Annotated in this window: 23 protein-coding genes; 13 read left to right on the top strand and 10 right to left on the bottom strand. The window is 73.4% G+C overall.

Going from position 1 to position 19,836, the window contains the following annotated elements:
* The first annotated feature begins 33 nt into the window (after window positions 1-33).
* Window positions 34-390 (top strand): TA system antitoxin ParD family protein, encoded by a 357-nt coding sequence (locus FJQ56_RS09345; protein WP_140009147.1) that lies wholly within the window; start codon window positions 34-36, stop codon window positions 388-390.
* Window positions 390-962 (top strand): ATPase, encoded by a 573-nt coding sequence (locus tag FJQ56_RS09340; protein WP_140009146.1) that lies wholly within the window; start codon window positions 390-392, stop codon window positions 960-962. The genes FJQ56_RS09345 and FJQ56_RS09340 overlap by 1 nt, the downstream gene beginning before the upstream one ends.
* 24 nt (window positions 963-986) lie before the next feature.
* On the opposite strand, the gene FJQ56_RS09335 is transcribed toward FJQ56_RS09340, so the two are convergent.
* Together FJQ56_RS09335 and FJQ56_RS09330 are read right to left on the bottom strand one after the other, a co-directional pair.
* Entirely contained in the window at window positions 987-2,036 is a 1,050-nt protein-coding gene (locus tag FJQ56_RS09335) for an NAD(P)-dependent alcohol dehydrogenase (RefSeq protein ID WP_140009145.1), read from the bottom strand.
* Between the two features lie 25 nt (window positions 2,037-2,061).
* On the bottom strand, window positions 2,062-2,523 hold the full coding sequence (locus tag FJQ56_RS09330) for a MerR family transcriptional regulator (RefSeq protein WP_140009144.1): 462 nt from the start codon (window positions 2,521-2,523) through the stop codon (window positions 2,062-2,064).
* Between the two features lie 108 nt (window positions 2,524-2,631).
* Here FJQ56_RS09330 and FJQ56_RS09325 point away from each other — a divergent pair, with 108 nt between their 5' ends.
* Complete coding sequence (locus tag FJQ56_RS09325) at window positions 2,632-3,600, top strand: MsnO8 family LLM class oxidoreductase (RefSeq protein ID WP_140009143.1); 969 nt, start codon at window positions 2,632-2,634, stop codon at window positions 3,598-3,600.
* A gap of 13 nt (window positions 3,601-3,613) precedes the next feature.
* Here FJQ56_RS09325 and FJQ56_RS09320 read toward each other — a convergent pair whose 3' ends face one another.
* The 4 genes from FJQ56_RS09320 to paaZ are packed head-to-tail and all read right to left on the bottom strand — an operon-like array spanning window position 3,614 to window position 7,828.
* Window positions 3,614-3,919 (bottom strand): EthD family reductase, encoded by a 306-nt coding sequence (locus FJQ56_RS09320; protein ID WP_140009142.1) that lies wholly within the window; start codon window positions 3,917-3,919, stop codon window positions 3,614-3,616.
* 58 nt (window positions 3,920-3,977) lie between these two features.
* The gene (locus FJQ56_RS09315; protein ID WP_211350813.1) at window positions 3,978-4,742 is read right to left on the bottom strand and encodes a class I SAM-dependent methyltransferase; all 765 of its coding nucleotides are present in this window, start codon (window positions 4,740-4,742) and stop codon (window positions 3,978-3,980) included.
* A complete protein-coding gene (locus FJQ56_RS09310) occupies window positions 4,732-5,748 on the bottom strand; it encodes a methylenetetrahydrofolate reductase C-terminal domain-containing protein (RefSeq protein ID WP_140009141.1) in 1,017 nt (338 codons plus the stop codon). Before FJQ56_RS09310 ends, FJQ56_RS09315 begins: the two co-directional genes overlap by 11 nt.
* Window positions 5,749-5,776: 28 nt before the next feature.
* Window positions 5,777-7,828 (bottom strand): phenylacetic acid degradation bifunctional protein PaaZ, encoded by a 2,052-nt coding sequence (gene paaZ / locus FJQ56_RS09305; protein WP_140009140.1) that lies wholly within the window; start codon window positions 7,826-7,828, stop codon window positions 5,777-5,779.
* A 94-nt stretch (window positions 7,829-7,922) separates the two neighbouring features.
* Here paaZ and paaA point away from each other — a divergent pair, with 94 nt between their 5' ends.
* From paaA to paaK, 6 genes are all read left to right on the top strand, one after another.
* Window positions 7,923-8,894, top strand: coding sequence for a 1,2-phenylacetyl-CoA epoxidase subunit PaaA (paaA, locus tag FJQ56_RS09300; protein WP_140009139.1), 972 nt, complete (start codon window positions 7,923-7,925; stop codon window positions 8,892-8,894).
* The gene (gene paaB / locus FJQ56_RS09295; protein ID WP_425464894.1) at window positions 8,891-9,259 is read left to right on the top strand and encodes a 1,2-phenylacetyl-CoA epoxidase subunit PaaB; all 369 of its coding nucleotides are present in this window, start codon (window positions 8,891-8,893) and stop codon (window positions 9,257-9,259) included. The genes paaA and paaB overlap by 4 nt, the downstream gene beginning before the upstream one ends.
* Before the next feature lie 14 nt (window positions 9,260-9,273).
* A complete protein-coding gene (paaC, locus tag FJQ56_RS09290) occupies window positions 9,274-10,122 on the top strand; it encodes a 1,2-phenylacetyl-CoA epoxidase subunit PaaC (protein ID WP_140009138.1) in 849 nt (282 codons plus the stop codon).
* 116 nt (window positions 10,123-10,238) lie between these two features.
* Complete coding sequence (gene paaD, locus FJQ56_RS09285; RefSeq protein WP_342776428.1) at window positions 10,239-10,754, top strand: 1,2-phenylacetyl-CoA epoxidase subunit PaaD; 516 nt, start codon at window positions 10,239-10,241, stop codon at window positions 10,752-10,754.
* On the top strand, window positions 10,754-11,824 hold the full coding sequence (gene paaE / locus FJQ56_RS09280; protein ID WP_140009137.1) for a 1,2-phenylacetyl-CoA epoxidase subunit PaaE: 1,071 nt from the start codon (window positions 10,754-10,756) through the stop codon (window positions 11,822-11,824). The genes paaD and paaE overlap by 1 nt, the downstream gene beginning before the upstream one ends.
* A complete protein-coding gene (gene paaK, locus FJQ56_RS09275) occupies window positions 11,817-13,133 on the top strand; it encodes a phenylacetate--CoA ligase PaaK (protein ID WP_211350811.1) in 1,317 nt (438 codons plus the stop codon). Before paaE ends, paaK begins: the two co-directional genes overlap by 8 nt.
* 5 nt (window positions 13,134-13,138) lie before the next feature.
* On the opposite strand, the gene FJQ56_RS09270 is transcribed toward paaK, so the two are convergent.
* Window positions 13,139-13,765, bottom strand: a complete 627-nt coding sequence (locus tag FJQ56_RS09270) for a TetR/AcrR family transcriptional regulator (protein WP_246084052.1) — start codon at window positions 13,763-13,765, stop codon at window positions 13,139-13,141.
* A gap of 89 nt (window positions 13,766-13,854) precedes the next feature.
* Here FJQ56_RS09270 and FJQ56_RS09265 point away from each other — a divergent pair, with 89 nt between their 5' ends.
* The gene (locus tag FJQ56_RS09265; RefSeq protein ID WP_140009136.1) at window positions 13,855-14,538 is read left to right on the top strand and encodes a hypothetical protein; all 684 of its coding nucleotides are present in this window, start codon (window positions 13,855-13,857) and stop codon (window positions 14,536-14,538) included.
* Here FJQ56_RS09265 and FJQ56_RS09260 read toward each other — a convergent pair.
* Entirely contained in the window at window positions 14,511-15,722 is a 1,212-nt protein-coding gene (locus tag FJQ56_RS09260) for an AI-2E family transporter (RefSeq protein ID WP_140009135.1), read from the bottom strand. The genes FJQ56_RS09265 and FJQ56_RS09260 overlap by 28 nt on opposite strands.
* 72 nt (window positions 15,723-15,794) lie before the next feature.
* Window positions 15,795-16,544 carry an SDR family NAD(P)-dependent oxidoreductase gene (locus tag FJQ56_RS09255; protein WP_140009134.1) on the bottom strand — a complete coding sequence of 250 codons (750 nt, stop codon included), beginning with the start codon at window positions 16,542-16,544 and terminating at the stop codon, window positions 15,795-15,797.
* Window positions 16,545-16,644: 100 nt separating this feature from the next.
* Between FJQ56_RS09255 and FJQ56_RS09250 the strand changes: the two genes are divergently transcribed.
* Window positions 16,645-17,493 (top strand): LysR family transcriptional regulator, encoded by an 849-nt coding sequence (locus tag FJQ56_RS09250; protein WP_140009133.1) that lies wholly within the window; start codon window positions 16,645-16,647, stop codon window positions 17,491-17,493.
* Between the two features lie 64 nt (window positions 17,494-17,557).
* Window positions 17,558-18,025 (top strand): SRPBCC family protein, encoded by a 468-nt coding sequence (locus FJQ56_RS09245; protein ID WP_140009132.1) that lies wholly within the window; start codon window positions 17,558-17,560, stop codon window positions 18,023-18,025.
* Between the two features lie 14 nt (window positions 18,026-18,039).
* Here FJQ56_RS09245 and FJQ56_RS09240 read toward each other — a convergent pair whose 3' ends face one another.
* Window positions 18,040-18,912: an NmrA family NAD(P)-binding protein gene (locus FJQ56_RS09240; RefSeq protein ID WP_140009131.1), complete on the bottom strand. Its 873-nt coding sequence runs from the start codon at window positions 18,910-18,912 to the stop codon at window positions 18,040-18,042.
* 96 nt (window positions 18,913-19,008) lie between these two features.
* On the opposite strand from FJQ56_RS09240, the gene FJQ56_RS09235 reads away from it, so the two are divergent.
* Window positions 19,009-19,728: a TetR/AcrR family transcriptional regulator gene (locus FJQ56_RS09235; protein ID WP_140009130.1), complete on the top strand. Its 720-nt coding sequence runs from the start codon at window positions 19,009-19,011 to the stop codon at window positions 19,726-19,728.
* Window positions 19,729-19,836: the final 108 nt, after the last annotated feature.

Genomic DNA, 19,836 nt, shown 5'->3' with positions numbered 1-19,836 from the left:
TCCTACTCGGTAGCACGGTGCTACACTCGCGGCATGCGGACGACTCCACCGACCCGACTCCCGGCTGACATCTATGACTCAGCGGCGGCGGCGGCCCGACAGGACTCCCGCACGGTTCCTCAGCAGATCGCGCACTGGGCTCGGATCGGTCGCGAGCTCGAGATGTCGCCCCAGGTCAACCATCGCGCGATCAGGCAGGTCCTCTCAGGTGAGGGTTCCTACGACGAGCTCGGCCAGCGCGAGCAGGCCGTGGTGCGTGGGGCTTGGACCGAACGGATCGCTGAGCGACGGTCGAGCTTGAACTATGGAGCCACGTTCAGGGCGTCCGGTCAGGCGTACTCCGAGGCTGACGAGGACGGCAACGTCATCATTCACCCCGGCTCTGAGTAGTGCCGGTATTCCACCTCCTGGCCGGGTCCAACGGGGCAGGTAAGTCGACCTACGCCGACGACGTCCTCATTCCTGTGACGGGGCTCCCCTTCATCAACGCGGATGTCATCGCAGCCCAGACGTGGGCCGACCCTGAGCCGCATGCCTATGAGGCGGCTCAATTCGCGGAGGCCCTGCGGAGGCAGTCGCTCAACTTGGGGCAGTCGTTCATCAGCGAGACCGTGTTCTCACACGAGAGCAAGGTCGCGCTCGTCTCGGACGCGTCTGCGCTCGGCTACATCGTCAACCTCCATGTCGTCATCGTCCCGGTCGGCCTGACGGTCCGCCGTGTCCACGACCGTGTCCGGCTCGGCGGCCACCGGGTCGACGAGGACAAGATCCGGGGCCGCTACGAACGCCTGTGGGACTACGTCGCCCAGGCCATCCGGATCGCTGATGTCACCGAGGTGCTGGACAACAGCAACGCCGAGGAACCGTTCCGGGTGTGCGCCGCCTTCACCAAGGGTGTCGTCACCGGACCGGTCGAGTGGCCCACGTGGGCACCGTCACCGCTCGTGGCCCTCACGACGTGACGAAGAGCAGGCGCCGGACCCGTGTCAGTCGATCGTCGCGGCGTCGATCACGAAGCGGTAGCGCACGTCGGAGGCCAGGACCCGCTCGTAGGCCTCGTTGACCTGCTCGGCGCGGATCACCTCGATCTCGGAGGCGATGCCGTGCTCGGCGCAGAAGTCGAGCATCTCCTGGGTCTCGGCGATGCCGCCGATCATCGAGCCGGCGAACGTGCGACGGCCGCTGACGAGCAGCATGGCCGGCACGCTGTAGGGCTCCGGCGGGGCGCCGACGTTGACCAGCGCGCCGTCGACGGCGAGCAGCTGCAGGTAGGGACCGATGTCGAGGCCCGCGCTGACGGTGTTGACGATCAGGTCGAACCTCCCGGCGAGCTGCTCGAACGTGTCGGGGTCGGACGTCGCGAAGTAGTGGTCGGCGCCCAGGCGCAGACCGTCCTCCTGCTTCTTCAGCGACTGCGACAGCACGGTGACCTCCGCGCCCATCGCGTGCGCGATCTTGACGCCCAGGTGGCCCAGCCCGCCGAGGCCGACGACCGCGACCTGCTTGCCGGGGCCGGCGCCCCACCGCTTCAACGGGCTGTACGTCGTGATGCCGGCGCACAGCAGCGGCGCGACCGCCGCGGGGTCGAGGCCCTCGGGCACCGACAGCACGAAGCCGGCGTCGACGACGACGTGGGTGGAGTAGCCGCCCTGGGTGGTGGAGCCGTCGCGGTCGGTGGAGGCGTAGGTGAGCACGGTGCCGTCGACGCAGTACTGCTCGTCGCCGTTGCGGCAGTTGACGCACCGGCCGCACGAGTTGACCATGCAGCCGACGCCGACCCGGTCGCCGACCCGGTGGGTGGTGACCTCGGCCCCGACCTCGCTGACGGTGCCCACGATCTCGTGGCCGGGGACGACCGGGAACGGCTGCGGACCCCAGTCGCCGTTGACGGTGTGGATGTCGGAGTGGCAGATCCCGGCGTACTCGATCGCGATGAGGACGTCGTGGGCGCCGACCTCGCGGCGCTCGATGGTGGTGCGGGCGAGCGGCTCGCCGGAGGCGGGAGCGGCGTAGGCGGTGACAGTGGTGCTGGGCATGGTGGTGATCTCTCTTCTGTCTGGGTCAGTGCTGCTTGGTCTGCTGGAGCTCGTTGGCCAGGGCGTGGGCGCGGGTCGTGATCTGCTCGACCAGGGCCTCGTCACCCGCCTCGACCGCGTCCCAGTAGTCGATCTTGAGTCGCACGTACTGCTGGCGCAGGACCAGGTGCTCGGCCTCGTGGGCCAGGCGCCGCTGCTGGGCCTCGAGCAGCGCACGCTGGTCGGCGGCGGCCGCGGCGCCGATCCGGTTGTTGGCGACGTAGGTCCGCATGTCGCTCACCGACAGCCCGGTCGCCGCGAGGCAGGCGACCGAGACCAGCTGGTCGAGGTCGTCCTCGTCGTAGACGCGGTGGCCGCTGCTGGCGTCGCGGCCGATGGCCGGGATGACGCCGATCTGCTCGTAGTAGCGCAGCGTGGAGGCCGGCATCCCCGTCAGGGCGGCGGTCTCCTTGATCGTGTAGCCGCGCTGCGCGGTCCGTGGGCTCATGTCGACGACGCTAGGAACTTCGAGTACTCGAAGTCAAAGGTCGCCCGGGTCACACGGGCACGCCGCGCCGCGGGGAACGTCGCGGCGTCACCGACGGTTGTGCCGACCATGAGACTGTCCCTCCTCGACCGCTCCCGGACCCGGGCCGGAGCCGCGGAGGGCGACGCCCTGGAGCACACGCTCGAGCGGGCCGTCGCGGCCGAGGCGTTGGGGTACGACCGGTTCTGGGTGGCCGAGCACCACGGCGTACCGGGCATCGCGTCCGGGGCCCCCGCGGTGCTGCTGGCCGCGATCGGCGCCCGCACCCGGAGCATCCGGCTCGGGTCGGGCGGCGTCATGCTGCCCCACCACCAGCCCCTCGTCGTGGCCGAGCAGTTCCTGATGCTCGCCGGTCTGCACCCGGGCCGGATCGACCTCGGGCTGGGTCGGTCGCCCGGCTTCACCGCCCCCGTACGCCGCGCGCTGCGGCAGGGTGCGGAGCAGTCGGACGCGTTCGTCGAGGACGTCGTCGAGCTGCGTGGCTACCTCGAGGGCACCGCCCCGGTGACCGCGCGCCCCCTCGTCGAGGAGGAGATCCCGCTCTTCGTGCTGGCTACCGGGCGCGGGATCGACGTCGCGGCGCGGTTGGGACTGCCGGTCGTCGTGGGTGGCCCGGTGCTGTCCGAGCCCGACGTGGGGGACCGCCTGGCGGCGTACCGGCGCGACTTCCGTGCGCACCGGGGGAGCCTCCCGCGGGTCACGGTCTCGCTCGACGTGCTCGTGGCCGACACCGACCGCGAGGCGCGCGACCTGGCGCTGCCCGAGGTGTGGGCGATGGTGCGCTCGCGTCGGACCGGGGTCTTCGCACCCCTCGAGCCGGTCGCGCAGATCAGGGCCGCCCGCTGGGAGGACCAGGACCGCCAGCGGGTCGAGGCCGGTCTGGACGGCGTCGCGGCCGGCCGTGGTGACACGATCCGGCAGCGGATCGAGCAGCTGGCCGAGCGCACCGGGGCCGACGAGCTGCTGGTGACGGGCTCGACGTACGACCGCGACGCGCTCGCGGCCTCGGACGCGGCCGTCGCCGCGCTGCTCGGCTGACCGGCCGGGCGGGTCAGCTGGTGACGTCGTCGACGTCGCCGCTGAACATCACCTTGCGGGCGACGTCGTAGGTCTCGGCGTCGGCGCCCGTCGCGGCGATCTCGGTCGAGGTCATCGCCGCCTCGAACGCGGCAGCGTCGTCGAACCACAGCTCGGCGACGAGGTACGGCGTCCCCTCGCCGCCCCGGGGCCGGGTCAGGGTGAAGCTGCGCAGGCCGGGCACGGCCCGGACCAGCGGCACGTGGCGCTCGCGGTAGGCGGCCTCGAAGGCGGGGCCGTCGGTCGGCTCGAAGTACTGGACGGTGAGGCGGTGGCTCATGGGTCCCAGCGTGACGGAGGCGGTGTCGCCGGCTCCGGCCGGGGGCGGTCAGGCCGGGTCAGACCGGGGTGGTGACCACCAGCAGCCGTCCGGCGACCAGGCCGTCACCCATCAGGTGCCCGACCTGGTCCGACTGCCGCTGGGCGACCCGGAACCCCTCGTCGTCGCCGTGGTCGCGCGCGATGACCCGCTCGACCTCCTCCACCGCCCGCGTCCAGTCCCGCGGTGTCGCGGGCAGGTCCTCGACCCACGTCTCGTCGCGTACGACGAGCCCGGCGCGCTCCAGGTGGGCGGCGAGCTCGGCGGAGGTGGGGAACGAGTTGCCCTCGGGCTGGTCGGCCAGGTGCTCGACCCGGCGCTCGAAGACCAGCAGCCCCACGGGCCCGCCGGGCACCACGACGCGGGCCAGCTCGGCCAGCAGGGCCACCTTGTCGTCGACGGTGCAGAGCACCCCCAGCGACCAGACCGCGTCGAACGCACCGTCGGGGAAGGGCAGCGCCGCGCCGTCACCGACGACGACCGGGTTGTCGAAGAGGCGCGCGGCCGCACGGCACGCGCCCTCCATGGGCTCGGCCAGGACCGGGACCACGCCGAGGCCCCGCGCGACGTGCTCGGCCGGGCCGCCGACCCCGGCCCCGCTGTCGAGCAGCCGGGTCCCACGGCGCAGCCCCATCCGCCCGGCCAGCCAGTCGAGCGCGGCGGGGCTCCCGCTGCCCCGGCACGCCGCCGGGAGGGCGTGGTCGTCGCCGAGCTCGGCGACCGCGTCGGCGGTCCATCGGGCATAGGTGTCGAACTCGTCGACCATCGCGTCGTCAGGAGGCATCGCGGAGCCGGTACCCGATTTCGGCCTTCACCTCCGCCTCGTGGAACTCACCGCGGGAGCTGCCCCGGCCCGACAGATCGACCCCGGCCACCCCGTCGATCGCCAGCAGGGCACGGGCCTCCTCGACGGCCGCCTCGATGCCGGCCGCGCGGGTGTCGGGTGCGGCCAGGACCCGCTCGACCCGGGCGTCGTCGAGCTGGAGTCCCGGGAAGCTCTGCAGCACCCGGGCCGAGCGCTCGTCGGTGTAGACCGCGACCCCGGCCACGACGGGGATGGTCAGCCCCAGGTCGCGCGCGCGGGCGACGTACGTCGCGACCCGGGCCGGGCTCCCGACGTGGTTGAGGAACGCGACGTGGGCGCCGGCCCGCTGCTTCTCGACCAGCCGGCCCGGTCGCAGCTCGCGCGGAAAGGCGTCGGGCGACTCGGGCACGGCGACCGCGAGCCCGGCCGCGGCGGCCAGGGCGGCCAGCTCGGTGCCGTCGAGGTCGAAGACCTGGGTGACGCCGTCGCGCACACCCGGGGCCCGGCCGTCACCGGTGACGCACAGGACGCCGTCGACGCCGGCCAGCCGCAGCCCGGTCACCTCCTGCTCGAGCACGACCCGGTTGCGGTCGCGGCAGGCCAGGGTCAGCCACGGGACGCCGCCGGCGCCGCGGATCAGCTGGGCCATCAGCACCGGGGGGAAGTCGGGCCGGCTCTGGTGCTCGCCCACCAGGAACGCGTCGCACGAGTCGGCCAGCAGGCGGGTCATCGCCGCGACCGCCTCGGCGTCGTACGGCGGCAGCGAGAGGTCGGTGATCACGGCGCGGCCGGTCGCGAGCGCGGCCAGGAGGCCGGACGACGGTGGCGGCTCGGACCGTGGCGGGTCGGTCCAGGCGACCGGCTCCGCGGTCAGCGCGAAGGGGCAGGGATGGGCCCGCATCTCGCAGCTGCCGTCGTCGCGAACCCCGCCGCACGGCCCGAAGGTCATGTGCTTGGGGCAGGTCGCGACGTCGGCCTCGGTCATGTGCCGACGCTAGTGGCCCAGGCCGGGCTCAGGCGGGCCACTGCTTGGCGACCAGGGTGAGCACGTCGTAGGTCGCGACGGGCTCGTCGTCGGCGTTGGTGACGACGGCGTCCCAGCGGACCTCGCCGTAGTCGGCGGAGGTGCGCGGGGTGATCTGCTTGACGGTCAGGGTGACGGCGATGGTGTCGTCGGCCTTGACCGGCGTGAGGAAGCGCAGGTGGTCGACGCCGAAGTTGGCCAGCACCGGGCCGGGGTCGGGGTCGACGAACAGGCCCGCGGCCAGCGAGACCACGAGGTAGCCATGGGCGACGATGCCGCCGAAGAGCGGGTTGGCAGCCGCGGCCTCGGGGTCGGTGTGGGCGTAGAAGGTGTCGCCGGTGAACTCGGCGAAGTGGTCGATGTCGGCGCGGGTGACCCGGCGCGACGCGGAGGCGATGGTGTCGCCGACCCGCAGGGTGGCCAGGCTCTTGCGGAACGGGTGGGTGCCGTCGGGGTCCTCGGTGCGCTGCGCGCCGGTGGTCCAGCGACCGGTGATCGCGGTGAGCATGTCGGGCGAGGCCTGGATCGCCGTGCGCTGCAGGTGGTGCAGGACACCGCGGATGCCGCCGAGCTCCTCGCCGCCGCCGGCCCGACCGGGACCGCCGTGCGCCAGCACGGGCAGGGGGGAGCCGTGGCCACCGGCAGCCGCGGCCTCCCGCGCGTCGTCGCGGTCGAGCACCAGGATGCGTCCGTGCCAGGGCGCCGCGCCGAGCACGACCCGGCGCGCTACGTCGGGGTCGTGGGTGACCAGCGACCCGACGAGGCTGCCCTTGCCGCGGGCGGCCAGCGCGATCGCGTCGTCGACGCCGTCGTAGGCGACGACGGTGGACACCGGGCCGAACGGCTCGACGTCGTGCGGCTCGACCGCGCCGTCGGCGGCGCGCAGCAGCACGGGGGAGAGGAACGCGCCGCGCTCGGCGTCGGCGTCGACCAGGTCGACGTGGTCGGGATCGCCGAAGACGATCTCGGCCGAGGCGCGCAGCGACTGGATCGCCTTGCGGACCTCGTCGCGCTGCTCGAGGCTGACCAGGGCGCCCATCCGGACGTCGGTCGAGCGCGGGTCGCCGACGGTGATGGTGGCGAGCCGTGCGGCGATCGCGTCGGTGACGGTGCCGGCCAGGGCGCGGGGCACCAGCACCCGGCGGATCGCGGTGCACTTCTGGCCGGCCTTGACGGTCATCTCGGCCACGACGGCCTTGACGAACAGGTCGAGCTCGGGGTCGTCGGCGCTGACGTCGGGGCCGAGGATCGAGCAGTTGAGCGAGTCGGCCTCGACGGTCAGCTCGACGCCGCCGTGCAGGACCTGCGTGTGGTTGCGCAGCAGCCCGGCGGTGTGGGCCGAGCCGGTGAACGCGACCCGGTCCTGGACCGTGAGCTCGTCGAGCAGGCCGGCGGGGCTGCCGCACAGCAGCTGCAGCGAGCCCTCCGGCAGCAGGCCCGACTCGATGATCCGGCGTACGACGAGCTCGGTGAGGTAGGCGGTCTGCGCGGCGGGCTTGACGATCGTCGGGGATCCGGCGAGGAACGCGGGCGCGAGCTTCTCGAGGAAGCCCCAGACCGGGAAGTTGAACGCGTTGACCTGCACGGCCACGCCGGGCCGGCTGGTCCACACGTGCTGGCCCACGAACGTGCCCTCGCGGCCCAGTCGCTCGAGCCCGCCGTCGAGGTGGACCGTGTCGTTGGGCAGCTCGCGGGTGCCCTTGCTCGCGATGGAGAAGACCGTGCCGATGCCGCCGTCGATGTCGACCGCCGAGTCCCGGCGCGTCGCGCCGGTGCGGAAGGACAGCTCGTAGAGCTCGTCCTTGTGGTCGGTGAGGTGCTTGGCCACCGCCTTGAGCAGCCCGGCGCGCTCGTGGAACGTGAGCGGGGCCAGCGCGGCGACGCCCACGGTCCGGCCGTGGGCGACCATCGCCCCGAGGTCGAGGCCGGCGGCGCTGACCCGGGCGACCTCCTCGCCGGTGACCGCGTCGCGCACCGGCTGCCCGTCGTCGTCGGCGCAGAACCAGCGTCCTGACGCGTAGCTCTCCAGCAGTGCGGTCACGGGTGACTCCTTCGTCGGGGGTGCTTGCGTGGCGACGTGCAGCCGTGTCAAGGTATAACAGACCGGTCGGTCAGTAAAGCGTCGAGGAGGACCCGTGACCACCACCGAGAGCGAGACCGAAGCCGGGGGCGACACGGACCTGCAGGCTCAGTTCGAGGCGACCATCGCGCGCCACGACCGGATCGAGCCGCGCGACTGGATGCCCGACGCCTACCGCCGTACGGTCGTGCGCCAGGTCGCCCAGCACGCCCACTCCGAGATCATCGGCATGCAGCCGGAGGGCGCTTGGATCACCCGGGCCCCGTCGCTGCGGCGCAAGGCGATCCTGCTGGCCAAGGTGCAGGACGAGGCCGGTCACGGGCTCTACCTCTACTCCGCCGCCGAGACGCTCGGCGTGTCGCGCCAGGAGCTCACCGAGATGCTCATCGAGGGCCGGCAGAAGTACTCCTCGATCTTCAACTACCCCACGTTGTCGTACGCCGACGTCGGCACCATCGGCTGGCTCGTCGACGGCGCCGCGATCTGCAACCAGGTGCCGCTGTGCCGCACCTCCTACGGTCCCTACGGCCGCGCGATGATCCGCGTCTGCAAGGAGGAGTCCTTCCACCAGCGCCAGGGCTTCGAGCTGCTGATGACGATGATGCGCGGCACCGACGAGCAGCGCGCGATGGTGCAGGAGTCGGTCGACCGGTTCTGGTGGCCGGCGCTGATGATGTTCGGTCCGCCCGACGACGACTCGCCCAACACCGAGCAGTCCATGGCCTGGGGCATCAAGCGCAACACCAACGACGACCTGCGTCAGCGCTTCGTCGACATGAGCGTGCCGCAGGCCGAGGTGCTCGGCGTGACCTTCCCCGACCCCGAGCTGCGCTGGAACGCCGAGCGCGGCCACCACGACTTCGGCACCCCCGACTGGGACGAGTTCATGGCGGTGGTCAAGGGCAACGGCCCCTGCAACGCCCAGCGGATCGCCCACCGGCAGCGCGCCCACGAGGACGGTGCGTGGGTGCGTGAGGCCGCGTCGGCCTTCGCTGACAAGCAGCGTGGTCTCGAGGTGTCGGCGTGAGCGCGGGCGAGTTCGCCGCATCCGGTGGCCACGGCGCGGTGCCGCTGACCGGGGTGCCGGCGTCCCAACCGGGTCACAGCAAGGAGCGGGAGTGGCCGCTCTACGAGGTGTTCGTGCGCGGCAAGCGCGGCCTCAACCACGTGCACGTCGGCTCGCTGCACGCCGCCGACGACGAGATGGCGGTCCGGCACGCGCGCGACGTCTACACGCGCCGCAACGAGGGCGTGTCGATCTGGGTCGTGCGCGCCGACGCGGTCACCGCCTCGAGCCCCGACGAGAAGGACCCGCTCTTCGCGCCCGCCGGCGACAAGGTCTACCGGCACCCGACCTTCTACGCCATCCCCGACGACGTCCCCCACATGTGATGGGCGGCTCGGAGATGGACAGTCCGTACGACGGCCTGCTCGAGCACCACGACGTCGTCGGCGACGACTCGCAGTGGGCGTTCGGGACCGACTTCGAGGACCCGCTCGCCGGGGTCGACACCACGGTGCCCGCAGGCCTCGACGCGGCCGAGCTGGCGGCGTACTGCCTGATGCTCGGTGACGACGCGCTCGTGCTGTCGCACCGGCTCAGCGAGTGGTGCAGCAACGCGCCCGACCTCGAGGAGGACATCGCGCTGGCCAACTGCGCGCTCGACCTGCTCGGTCAGGCGCGGCTGCTGCTGGCCCGGGCGGCGGCGGCCGACCCGTCCGTCGTACCCGTCCTGCCCGAGGGGTCGCCGGTCCCGGCCGAGGACGCGTTGGCGTTCTTCCGCGAGGCGGTCGCGTTCCGGTGCCACCGGATGGTCGAGGTCGACAACGGCGACTTCGCGCAGACGATGGTCCGGCTGCTGCTCTTCTCGACGGTCCGGCTGGCGGCGTTCGAGCAGCTCAGCACGCACGCCGACCCGGTGCTGTCCGCGATCGCGGTCAAGGGCGTCAAGGAGCTCAGCTACCACCGCGACTACGCCGCGCGCTGGTTCGTCACCCTGGCGCAGGGCACCGAGGAGTCCGCGCGTCGCCTGGCGGCCGGGCTCGACGCGCTCTGGCCGCTGTACGCCGAGCTGGCGGCAGCCTACGAGGCCGGCCCGGCCGCCGACGTGGTGCTCGACCAGGTCCTCGCCGTGGCCGGGGTCGAGCGTCCGGACCGCCCCCCGCGGGCCGGGACCGGCCACACCGAGGCGCTCTCGCGGCTGCTCGCCGAGATGCAGGTCGTCGCCCGGGCGCATCCGCGGGGACAGTGGTGAGCACGCCGTCGGCTGAGGTGCGGGCGCAGCGAGCCTCGAGGCCACGGGGTGGGTCGGGTGGGTCGGCTGCGGAGGTCTCGAGGCTCGGCGCCGGGGCGCCTCGCACCTCGACCGACGTGTGGACCGGCGCCGGGGCGCCTCGCACCTCGACCGACGTGTGGGAGCTCGCGTGCTCCGTCACGGACCCGGAGATGCCGATGCTCACGCTCGAGGACCTCGGGGTGCTGCGCGACGTCCGCGAGGAGGCCGACGGCGTCGTCGTGACGATCACGCCGACCTACTCCGGCTGTCCGGCGATGGCGACCATGCGCGACGACCTGGTGCACCGGCTGCGCGACGCGGGCCACGCCGCCCGGGTCGAGGTGGCGCTGACGCCGGCCTGGTCGAGCGACTGGATCACCGAGCGCGGCCGTCAGGCCCTGCGCGACCACGGGCTGTCGGCCCCCGGACCCGCGCCGGCCGTCACCGGACCCGTGCTGCTCGACCTGTTCCCGACCCGACGGGCGATCGCCTGTCCCCGCTGCGGATCGGACGCGGTCAGCCTGACCTCGGAGTTCGGGGCCACGGCCTGCAAGGCGCTCTACCGCTGCACCGACTGTCTCGAGCCGTTCGAGCACGTGAAGGAGATCTGATGGTCGCGCCCGCCCGAGCCGCCTTCCACCCGCTGCGGGTCCGCGAGGTCGAGTCGCTCACCGACGACGCCGCCGCGGTCACCTTCGAGGTGCCCGACGACCTGGCGGAGGCGTTCGCCTTCGTGCCCGGTCAGTCCCTGACCCTGCGCAAGGTCGTCGACGGGGTCGAGCACCGCCGCCAGTACTCCATCAGCGCCCCTGCCGGCGGCCCGCCGCGGGTCGGGGTGCGCGAGATCCCCGACGGCCTGTTCAGCCGCTGGCTGGTGCGCGACGTCCGCGCCGGCGACGAGATCGAGGTGCAGGTGCCGACCGGCCGGTTCTGCCCGGACCCGGCGGTCCTGCAGGGCGGCCGTCACCTCTGCGTCGCGGCCGGGTCGGGCATCACCCCGATGCTCTCGGTGGCCGCCAGCGTGCTGGGGGCCGGCGGCCACGTGACGCTGCTCTACGGCAACCGCACCAGCGGGTCGGTGATGTTCGCCGAGGAGCTCGCTGACCTCAAGAACCGCTTCGGGCCGCAGCTGCAGCTGGTGCACGTGCTCAGTCGTGAGCCGCGCGACGTCGAGCTCTTCAGCGGCCGCCTCGACGAGGTGCGGCTGCGGCGGCTGCTCACCACCGTCGCGCCGGTGGCGTCGTACGACCACGTCTGGCTGTGCGGCCCGCACGCCATGATCGAGGACGCCCGCGTCGTGCTCGGCGACCTCGACGTCCCCGCCGACCGGGTCCACTTCGAGCTGTTCTACGTCGACGCCCCGCCGCCCGAGCTCACCCGGGTCGACGCCGAGGTGAGCGGCGAGACCGTCGCGGTGACGATCGTGCTCGACGGGCTGTCGACCACCGCCCCGCTGCCGGTCACCCAGTCCGTCCTCGACGGTGCGAGCGCGATGCGATCCGACCTGCCGTTCGCCTGCAAGGGCGGCGTCTGCGGCACCTGCCGGGCCAAGGTCACCGACGGTGAGGTCGACCTGCGCCGCAACTACGCCCTCGAGCCGGCTGAGGTCGACGCCGGGTTCGTGCTCACCTGCCAGTCCTTCCCGCTGGGCGACGCCGTGACGGTCGACTTCGATGCCTGACCTGCCCGACCTCAGCCCCCGCCCCGGCGACCTCGAGCCCATCGAGACGGCCTCGGTCGACGAGCTGCGCGCGCTGCAGACCGAGCGGCTGCGGTGGTCGGTGCGTCACGCCTACGACCACGTCGCCCACTACCGGGCGGCCTGGGACTCGGTCGGGGTCCACCCCGACGACGTCCGGGAGCTCGCCGACCTGGCCCGGCTGCCGTTCACGGCCAAGGCCGACCTGCGCGACAACTACCCGTTCGGCATGTTCGCGGTGCCGCGCGAGGACGTCGTCCGCGTGCACGCCTCGTCCGGTACGACGGGCAAGCCGACGGTCGTCGGCTACACGAAGGACGACATCGACACGTGGGCGACGGTCGTGGCTCGCAGCATCCGCGCAGCGGGCGGCCGTCGCGGCCACGTGCTGCACAACGCCTACGGCTACGGGCTGTTCACCGGTGGCCTGGGCGCCCACTACGGAGCCGAGCGGCTCGGCTGCACCGTCGTCCCTGTCTCCGGCGGGATGACCGAGCGCCAGGTGCAGCTGATCCTCGACTTCCGGCCCGACCTGATCATGGTCACGCCCTCCTACATGCTCTCGATCGTCGACGAGCTCGAGCGCCAGGGCGTCGACCCGCGCTCGACCTCGCTGCAGGTCGGCATCTTCGGCGCGGAGCCGTGGACCAACGACATGCGCCGCGAGATGGAGCAGCGCCTCGACATGCACGCCGTCGACATCTACGGGCTGTCCGAGGTCATCGGGCCCGGCGTCGCGAGCGAGTGCGTCGAGACCAAGGACGGCCTGACGGTCTGGGAGGACCACTTCTATCCCGAGGTGATCGACCCCGTGACCGGCGACGTGCTGCCCGACGGCGAGGAGGGCGAGCTGGTGCTGACCTCACTGACCAAGCAGGCCATGCCGATCATCCGCTACCGCACCCGCGACCTGACCCGGCTGCTGCCCGGCACCGCGCGCACCATGCGGCGGATCGAGAAGATCACCGGCCGCACCGACGACATGATCATCCTGCGCGGGGTCAACCTGTTCCCGACCCAGATCGAGGAGCTCATCCTGCAGACGCCTGCCCTGTCGCCGCACTTCCAGTGCGTGCTGGGCCGCGACGGCAACCTCGACCATCTCACCGTCCGGGTCGAACGTCGCGAGAGCACTGCTCTCGACGCGGCCCACGAGGCCGGCTCGCTCCTGCAGCGGCTGGTCAAGAACTCGATCGGCGTCAGCGTCGCCGTCGACGTCCGCGACCCGGGCGGCATCGAGCGGTCCGTCGGCAAGATGCGCCGCATCGTCGACCAGCGCCCGCCCCGGTAGCCGCGTTAGGGGGCCGTCAGGCCCTCGAACGAGATCGCGGCGACCGCCGCGGCGAGCTGCTCGGGCGAGACCGGGCCGGTGCTGCGGAACCACTCGACCAGCGAGTTGACCATCCCGAAGAGCAGCCGACTGACCAGGTCGGGGTCGAGGTCGCCGCGCAGCGCTCCCTCCTCGGTGGCCCGCCGCACCAGGGCGGCGAGCTGGGTGTCGATGGCGCGGCGCCGGCGCAGCGCGTCGCGCTCGGTCTCGCTGTTGCCGTGCACCCGGAGCAGCAGCGTCACCGCCGGCTGGTGCTCGACGAGCACCTCGACGCTGCGTCGTACGACGCCCCGCAAGCGCTCGTAGGCCGAGCCGTCGGCACCGACCGCGTGCGCGACGGTGGCCTCGAGCTCGACGAGCGCCTCGTCGAGGGCCTCGGCCAGCAGCTGCTCCTTGCTGGCGACGTGGTGGTAGACCGCGGACTTCGTGACGCCGAGCGCCTCGGCGATGTCGCCGATGCTGGTGGCGTCGTAGCCCTTGCGGTTGAACAGGTCGATCGCCGCGGCCAGCACGGCGGGCTGGTCGTGCCCGGGCCGGCCCCGCCGCGGCCTCACCACCTCGCCGCCCGCCTCGCCGCTCGTCTGGTCAGCCACGGCGGAAGCCTCGCACAACGCAACATTCCGGGTCCGGGCTGCGTCTCCCGAGGAGAAGACCCCCGCACCGTCTCTCGGAAGGAAAGCCCATGCGTCGCCTGATCTCGCTCTCCACCCTGGTCGCCCTGGTCGCGCTCGTGCTCGTCACGCTCGCGTCCACCCTCACCGGGACGTCGGCCACCGCCGCGTCCAGGACCAGCACCGCCTCGAAGGCCGTCCCGGCCACGAAGGTCGTCTACGTCCGGCCGGTCACCAGCTCGGGCCGACCGGCATCGGGATGGACGGTGACCCGCGAGTCGGGCTCGGTCAGCTGCGACGGGCCCTCACCCTCGGCGGTCAACCCCGGCATCACCAGCTGCTACCCGACGGCGTACGGCCTGGCGGCGTGCTTCAAGTCGTCCGGCCACACCGTGCTGTGCGTGCGTGACGCGACGAGCAGGTCGCTGGTGCGTATCGCCTACCAGGGCACCTACCCGAAGGTGAACGCCCCTGCGCGGCCCACGCCCGCCAACCTGGTGCTGTCCGACGGACGTCGCTGCCAGGTCCGCACCGGCGGGGCCTGGAGCTCGCCGGCGCAGCACCCCGACTGGGTCGGGTTCAGCTCCTGCACCAGCCACGCGTCGACCTACGGCAGCGGGCTCGGCAACGGCATCGACGCCCGCAAGCCGGCCTGGACCGTGCGCCTATGGCGCACCTCGGCCGACCCCGACGGCCGCGACCTGCTGACCCGTCGGGTCGTGACGGCCTACGTCGTGGGCCTCGCCGCCGACTGACCCTCGGGATCCTTCCTGTCGTCGGCGTCGGCGTCGGCGTCGGTCGGGGCGTCCCGCGGCTCCTCGCCGGTGCGCCGGGCGACGAGCTCGTCGAGGTAGCGCAGCACCACGGCGGCCGTGGCCACGACCGGCACCGCGAGGAACGCACCGGTGATGCCGAACAGGGTGGAGCCCAGGGTGACCGACAGCAGGACGACGGCGGCGTGCAGCTGCATGCTCTTGGCCTGGAGCCACGGGGAGAGCACGTTGCCCTCGAGCTGCTGCACGGCGACGATCACCACGAGGATGATCAGGGCGTCGGTCGGTCCGCCCGACACCAGCGCCACCAGCACCGCCAGCGCGCCCACGACGAAGGCGCCCACGATCGGCACGAACCCGCCGACGAACGTGAGGATGGCCAGGGGGATCGCCAGGGGGACGCCCACGACGACCAGCGCGATGCCGATCAGGACCGCGTCGACCGCGCTGACGATCGCCTGGGTGCGGATGTAGCCGCCGAGCGTCGTCCAGGCGCGCCGGGAGACCTCGGCCAGGTGGCCGCCGACCGGGTCGCCGGCCAGGCGCTCGACCCACGGCAGGAACCGCCGGCCGTCCTTGAGGAACAGGAAGGTGAGGATCATGGTGATGACGAACGTGACGGTCGCCGACGTGGCCGCCCCGACCCCGGTCAGGACCCCCGACGCGATGTCGCCGCCGCTGTTCTTGAGGCGGTCCTGGACGGCCTGGATCGCCGAGTCCACCTGGTCGCGCGACACGAACTCCTGCTCCTGCACCCAGTCCTGCACCTGCTGCAGGCCCGAGGACGCGTCGCTGACGATGTCGTCGACCTGGCCGCTGACCGCGGGTGCGATCGCGAAGCCGATGCCGACCACGATGCCCAGGCCGCCCACCAGGACGGCCGCGGCCGCCAGGGCCGGGGGCAGGTGCAGCTTGCGCTCGAGCAGGCGCGCGGGCCGCTCGAGGACCGAGGCGATCACCAGGGCGAGCGCCACGGGCAGCACGATGCTCCAGAGCCGGCCGACGGCCAGGCCCAGCAGCACCGCCGCGACGGCGATGAGGAGCCAGCGGGCGCTCCACAGCGCCAGCCAGGCGACGCCGTTCCCGATGACCTCGGGGCGGCGGGGCGGGGGCGTTCCGGGTGTCCTCGGGGCGGTGTCGGGCCGGGGCTCGGGCGTGGGGGCCATGGCCAGACCCTGCCATCTCGCCGGGTCGCCCCGCCGGGGTGAGGCGGCGACACCCTGGTCAGCAGGCGACCGTCACCAGGGGATAGTGCCCCCGACGTCGAAGAACCCGCCGGACGGGCCGTCGTCGGGGAGCGTCGCCAGGTGCAGGAAGACCGCGGCGCCCTGCTCGGGGGTCCGGTGGCCGCGGAAGCCGTTGAGGTCGGTGGCGACGTACCCGGGGCAGCCGGCGTTGACCAGGATGCCGGTGCCGGCCAACTCCTTGGCGTACTGCACGGTGATGGCGTTGAGGAAGGTCTTCGACGGCGAGTACGCCGCCGCGACGGGCCCGGTCTCGGCGCCGGGGGTCGACTGCCGGCTGAGCGAGCCGACGGTGCTGGAGACGTTGACGATGCGGGGTGCCGACGAGCGACGCAGCAGCGGCAGCACCGCGTTGGTGACGCGGACGACGCCGATCACGTTGGTCTCCACGACGGTGCGCAGGTTGGCGGCGGTGACGACCGACGGCTCCTGCGGCATGGTGCCGGTGATGCCGGCGTTGTTGACCAGGACGTCGAGCCCGCCGTGACCCTCGAGGAGGGCGGCGGCCGCCGTCGCACTGGCGTCGTCGGTCACGTCGAGGGGCACCCCGAACGCGTCGGCGCCGCCGGCGCGCAGCCGCGCGACGGCCTCGTCGCGGCGCACGGCGTCGCGGGCGCCGACGCCGACCTGCCAGCCCAGGCGGCCCAGGCCGGCGGCGATCTCGTAGCCGATGCCCTTGTTGGCGCCGGTGACCAGCGCGATCTTCGGGGTGGTGCTGATGTCGGGGAGGGTGTTCTCGGTCATGCCACGATCGTGTCCGCGGGGCCGGTCCGGTCCCAACACCGATCGGGTGGCGGTCGATACCGCGCCGGTATCGCACCAGGTGAGGCGTACCGTGGTCGCGGTGGAGACCCGTGAGCTGCGCTACTTCGTCGCGGTCGCCGAGGAGCTCCACTTCGGCCGGGCGGCCGAGCGGCTCGCGATGGCCCAGCCGCCGCTGTCGCGGGCGATCGCGCAGCTCGAGCGCCGCCTGGGCGCCGAGCTGTTCCGGCGTACGCCGCGGGGCGTGACGCTCACCGACGCCGGCTCGGTCCTGCTGGTCGAGGGGCGCGCGGCCCTCGAGGCGGTCGCCGCCGCGGAGCGTCGTGTACGCCGGGTCGCGGGTGCCGACCCGGGCGGGGCCGGGGTGGTCCTGGTCGCCAAGGCCGGCGCCTCGAGCGAGCTGATCGCCAAGCTCCTGGGCGCCTACGCGGCCGAGCCCGACGCCGTCGAGGTCGAGGTCCTGCTCTGCGGGCCGGGGGACCAGGAGGTGATGCTGCGCGACGGGCGGGCCGACGTGGCGCTGCTGCACCTGCCGTTCGACGACACCGACGGGCTCGACCTCGAGGAGCTCGGCACCGAGGGCCAGGTCCTGGTGCTCCCCGCGGGGCACCCCCTGACCGGCCGCGCCGACCTCACCGAGGCCGAGTCACGGGCGATCCCCGGGCTGCCGCTGCCGCGCTGGCCCGATCGCGAGGGCCGCTACACCCCCGGGCCGGGCGTCGAGGTCCGCGACGTCACCCAGCTGCTGCAGATGGTCTCGCTGGGCCGGGCGGCCGTGGTACTGCCCGACTCGGTGCGGGCCCAGCTGCGCGACGACGTCACCGTCGTACCGCTGGTCGACGCGGCGCCGGTCACGACCGTCATCGCCTGGCCGCGACACAGCCGGTCGCCGGGCGTCGCCGGGCTGGTGCGCACCGCCGTCCGGCTCTGAGCCCACGAGGCCTTCGACCCCAGGGGGTGTGTGGCCGGGGGGCCAGGCCCGGTGGGATGGGCCGATGAGCACCGACAAGTACGTCGTCACCGCGACCGGGCACGTGTCGGCCCCGCCCGCCGCGGTGCACGCGTTGCTGACCGATCCGCAGCGCCACCCCGAGCTCGACGGGTCGGGCACGGTCGTCGAGGTCTCGCAGTCGTCGGCGCCGCTGCGGGTCGGGTCGGAGTTCGACATGAGGATGAGGCGCGGCTTCCCCTACGAGACCCGCAACACCGTCGTCGAGCTCGAGCCGGACCGGGTGGTCGCCTGGACCACGCGACCCCTCACCCGTCCCCTGCGCTGGCTCATCGGGGGACGGGTCTGGCGCTGGGAGCTCGCGCCCGAGGCCGGGGGCACCCGGGTCACCGCCACCTGGGACCTGCGGCCCGAGAAGAACCGGGCCCTCGTCCGGCCGATGGCGGGTGACCCCGGCGCCGACCTCGCCACGACCATCGGGCGGATCGACGACCTGCTGGCCGACCGCGCCTGATCCGGGCCGCGCGGTCAGGCCTGGACCAGGGCCGCGATCGCCGAGCGGGCACTGGCCACGGGCCGGCCGAGGACGCGCTCGAGCGTCGGGTCGGCGACGGCGAACTCCCCCTCACGCGCGGCGCGGAACATCCCGAGGGTGAAGTCGGCCGCGGGCGCCGGCATGCCCTGCGCGACGGCGCCCTGCTTCCACTCGTCGTCGTCCACGACGACCCGCTCGACCGGCCGGCCCAGCACCTCGCTCGCGACCGCGGCGACGTCGCCCAGGTCGAGCAGGTCGGGCGCGGTCAGCGGCGGCGTCACCCCGGTCAGGACAGGGTCGGTGTCGGGGCCGCCGACCAGCGCGATCGCCGCCACCTCGGCGAGGTCGTCGTGGTGGGTCCAGGAGAACGGCCCGTCGGCGGGCAGTGCGAGGCGCCCGGTCGCGACGGCGGCGCCCAGGTAGTACTCGAGGGTGCTCACGTAGAAGCCGTTGCGCAGCGACGTGAACGGCATGCCGAGCCCGGCCAGGTGGTCCTCGGTCGCGGCGTGGGTGTGCTGCGGGGCGAACTGCGAGGTCGGCGACGAGGCCTGGTGGCTGGTGTAGAGGACGTGCTCGGCCCCCGCGGCCCGGGCGGTGTCGAGCGCCGCGAGGTTGGCGGCGACCGCGCCGTCGCCGCGGATCGCGGCCGAGACCACGAGCACCCGGGTGGCGCCCTCGAAGGCGTGGGCCAGCGAGCCGGGGTCGGTGAAGTCACCGGCCCGCACGCGCACGCCGCGGGCCTGGAGGCCGACGGCCTGGGCGGGGTCGCGGACGCTGACCGCCACGGTCTCGGCGGGCACGCGGTCGAGCACCCGCTCGACGATCCGCGAGCCGAGCCGGCCGGTCGCTCCGGTGATGACGAGCATGGGTGCCTCCTGGGGCGGTCGTGGATCTATCACTGATAACGCTACGAGCGTAGCGGCGATATAACGACGGAAGCAAGACTTCGTTAGCATCGGTCCGTGCCCGAGACCACCACCGACGACGTCCGCGCCCGCATCGTCGACGCCGCCGCCCGGCTGCTGCGGGACGAGGGCGCCCGCGCCGTCACCACCCGCGCCGTGGCCCAGGCGGCGTCCGTGCAGGCCCCGACGATCTACCGGCTGTTCGGCGACAAGGACGGACTCGTCGAGGCGGTCGCCGAGCACGTGATGGCGACCTACGTCGGGGCCAAGCAGGCGGCGGTGGCGGGCGCCGCCGACGCCGACGTCGACCCGGTGACCGACCTGCGCGACGGCTGGCGGCTGCACGTCGAGTTCGGCATGGCCAACCCCGACCTCTACGCGCTGCTCAGCAGCGTCGGCCGCCCGCAGCCGTCGCCGGCGACCCGCGCCGGCATCGAGGTGCTGCGCGCCCGCGTCCGCCGGCTCGCCGCCGCAGGACTGCTGCGCGTCGACGAGGAGCGGGCCCTCGGGCTGATCCACGCCGCCGGCACCGGCACCGTGATCGCCCTGCTCGAGACCCCGGCCGACCAGCGTGACCTCGGCCTGGTCGACGCGGCGTACGACGCCGTGGCGGCCGCCATCCTGGTCGACGAGCCGGCCCGCCCCGACGACGCGCGGCCGACGACCGCCGCGGTCACCCTCGCGGCGGTGCTGCCAGAGCTGCCCGGCCTGAGCGAGGCCGAGCGCGCCCTGATGGCCGAGTGGCTGACCCGCTCGGTGGCGCTGCTGCGGTCCTGACTCAGCCCCGGGCGCCCGGCACGGCACGCACGGTCAGCGTCAGCCAGTCGTGGTCGGATCCCGTCCGGTCGTGGCCGAGCACGTCGAGGTCGCCGGTGGGCTCGAACG

It is taken from the genome of Nocardioides plantarum (assembly GCF_006346395.1).
GTDB classification, from domain to species: domain Bacteria; phylum Actinomycetota; class Actinomycetes; order Propionibacteriales; family Nocardioidaceae; genus Nocardioides; species Nocardioides plantarum.
Note: the sequence above shows the minus strand (reverse complement) of the source record. Positions and strands in the feature narration are given on the sequence as shown.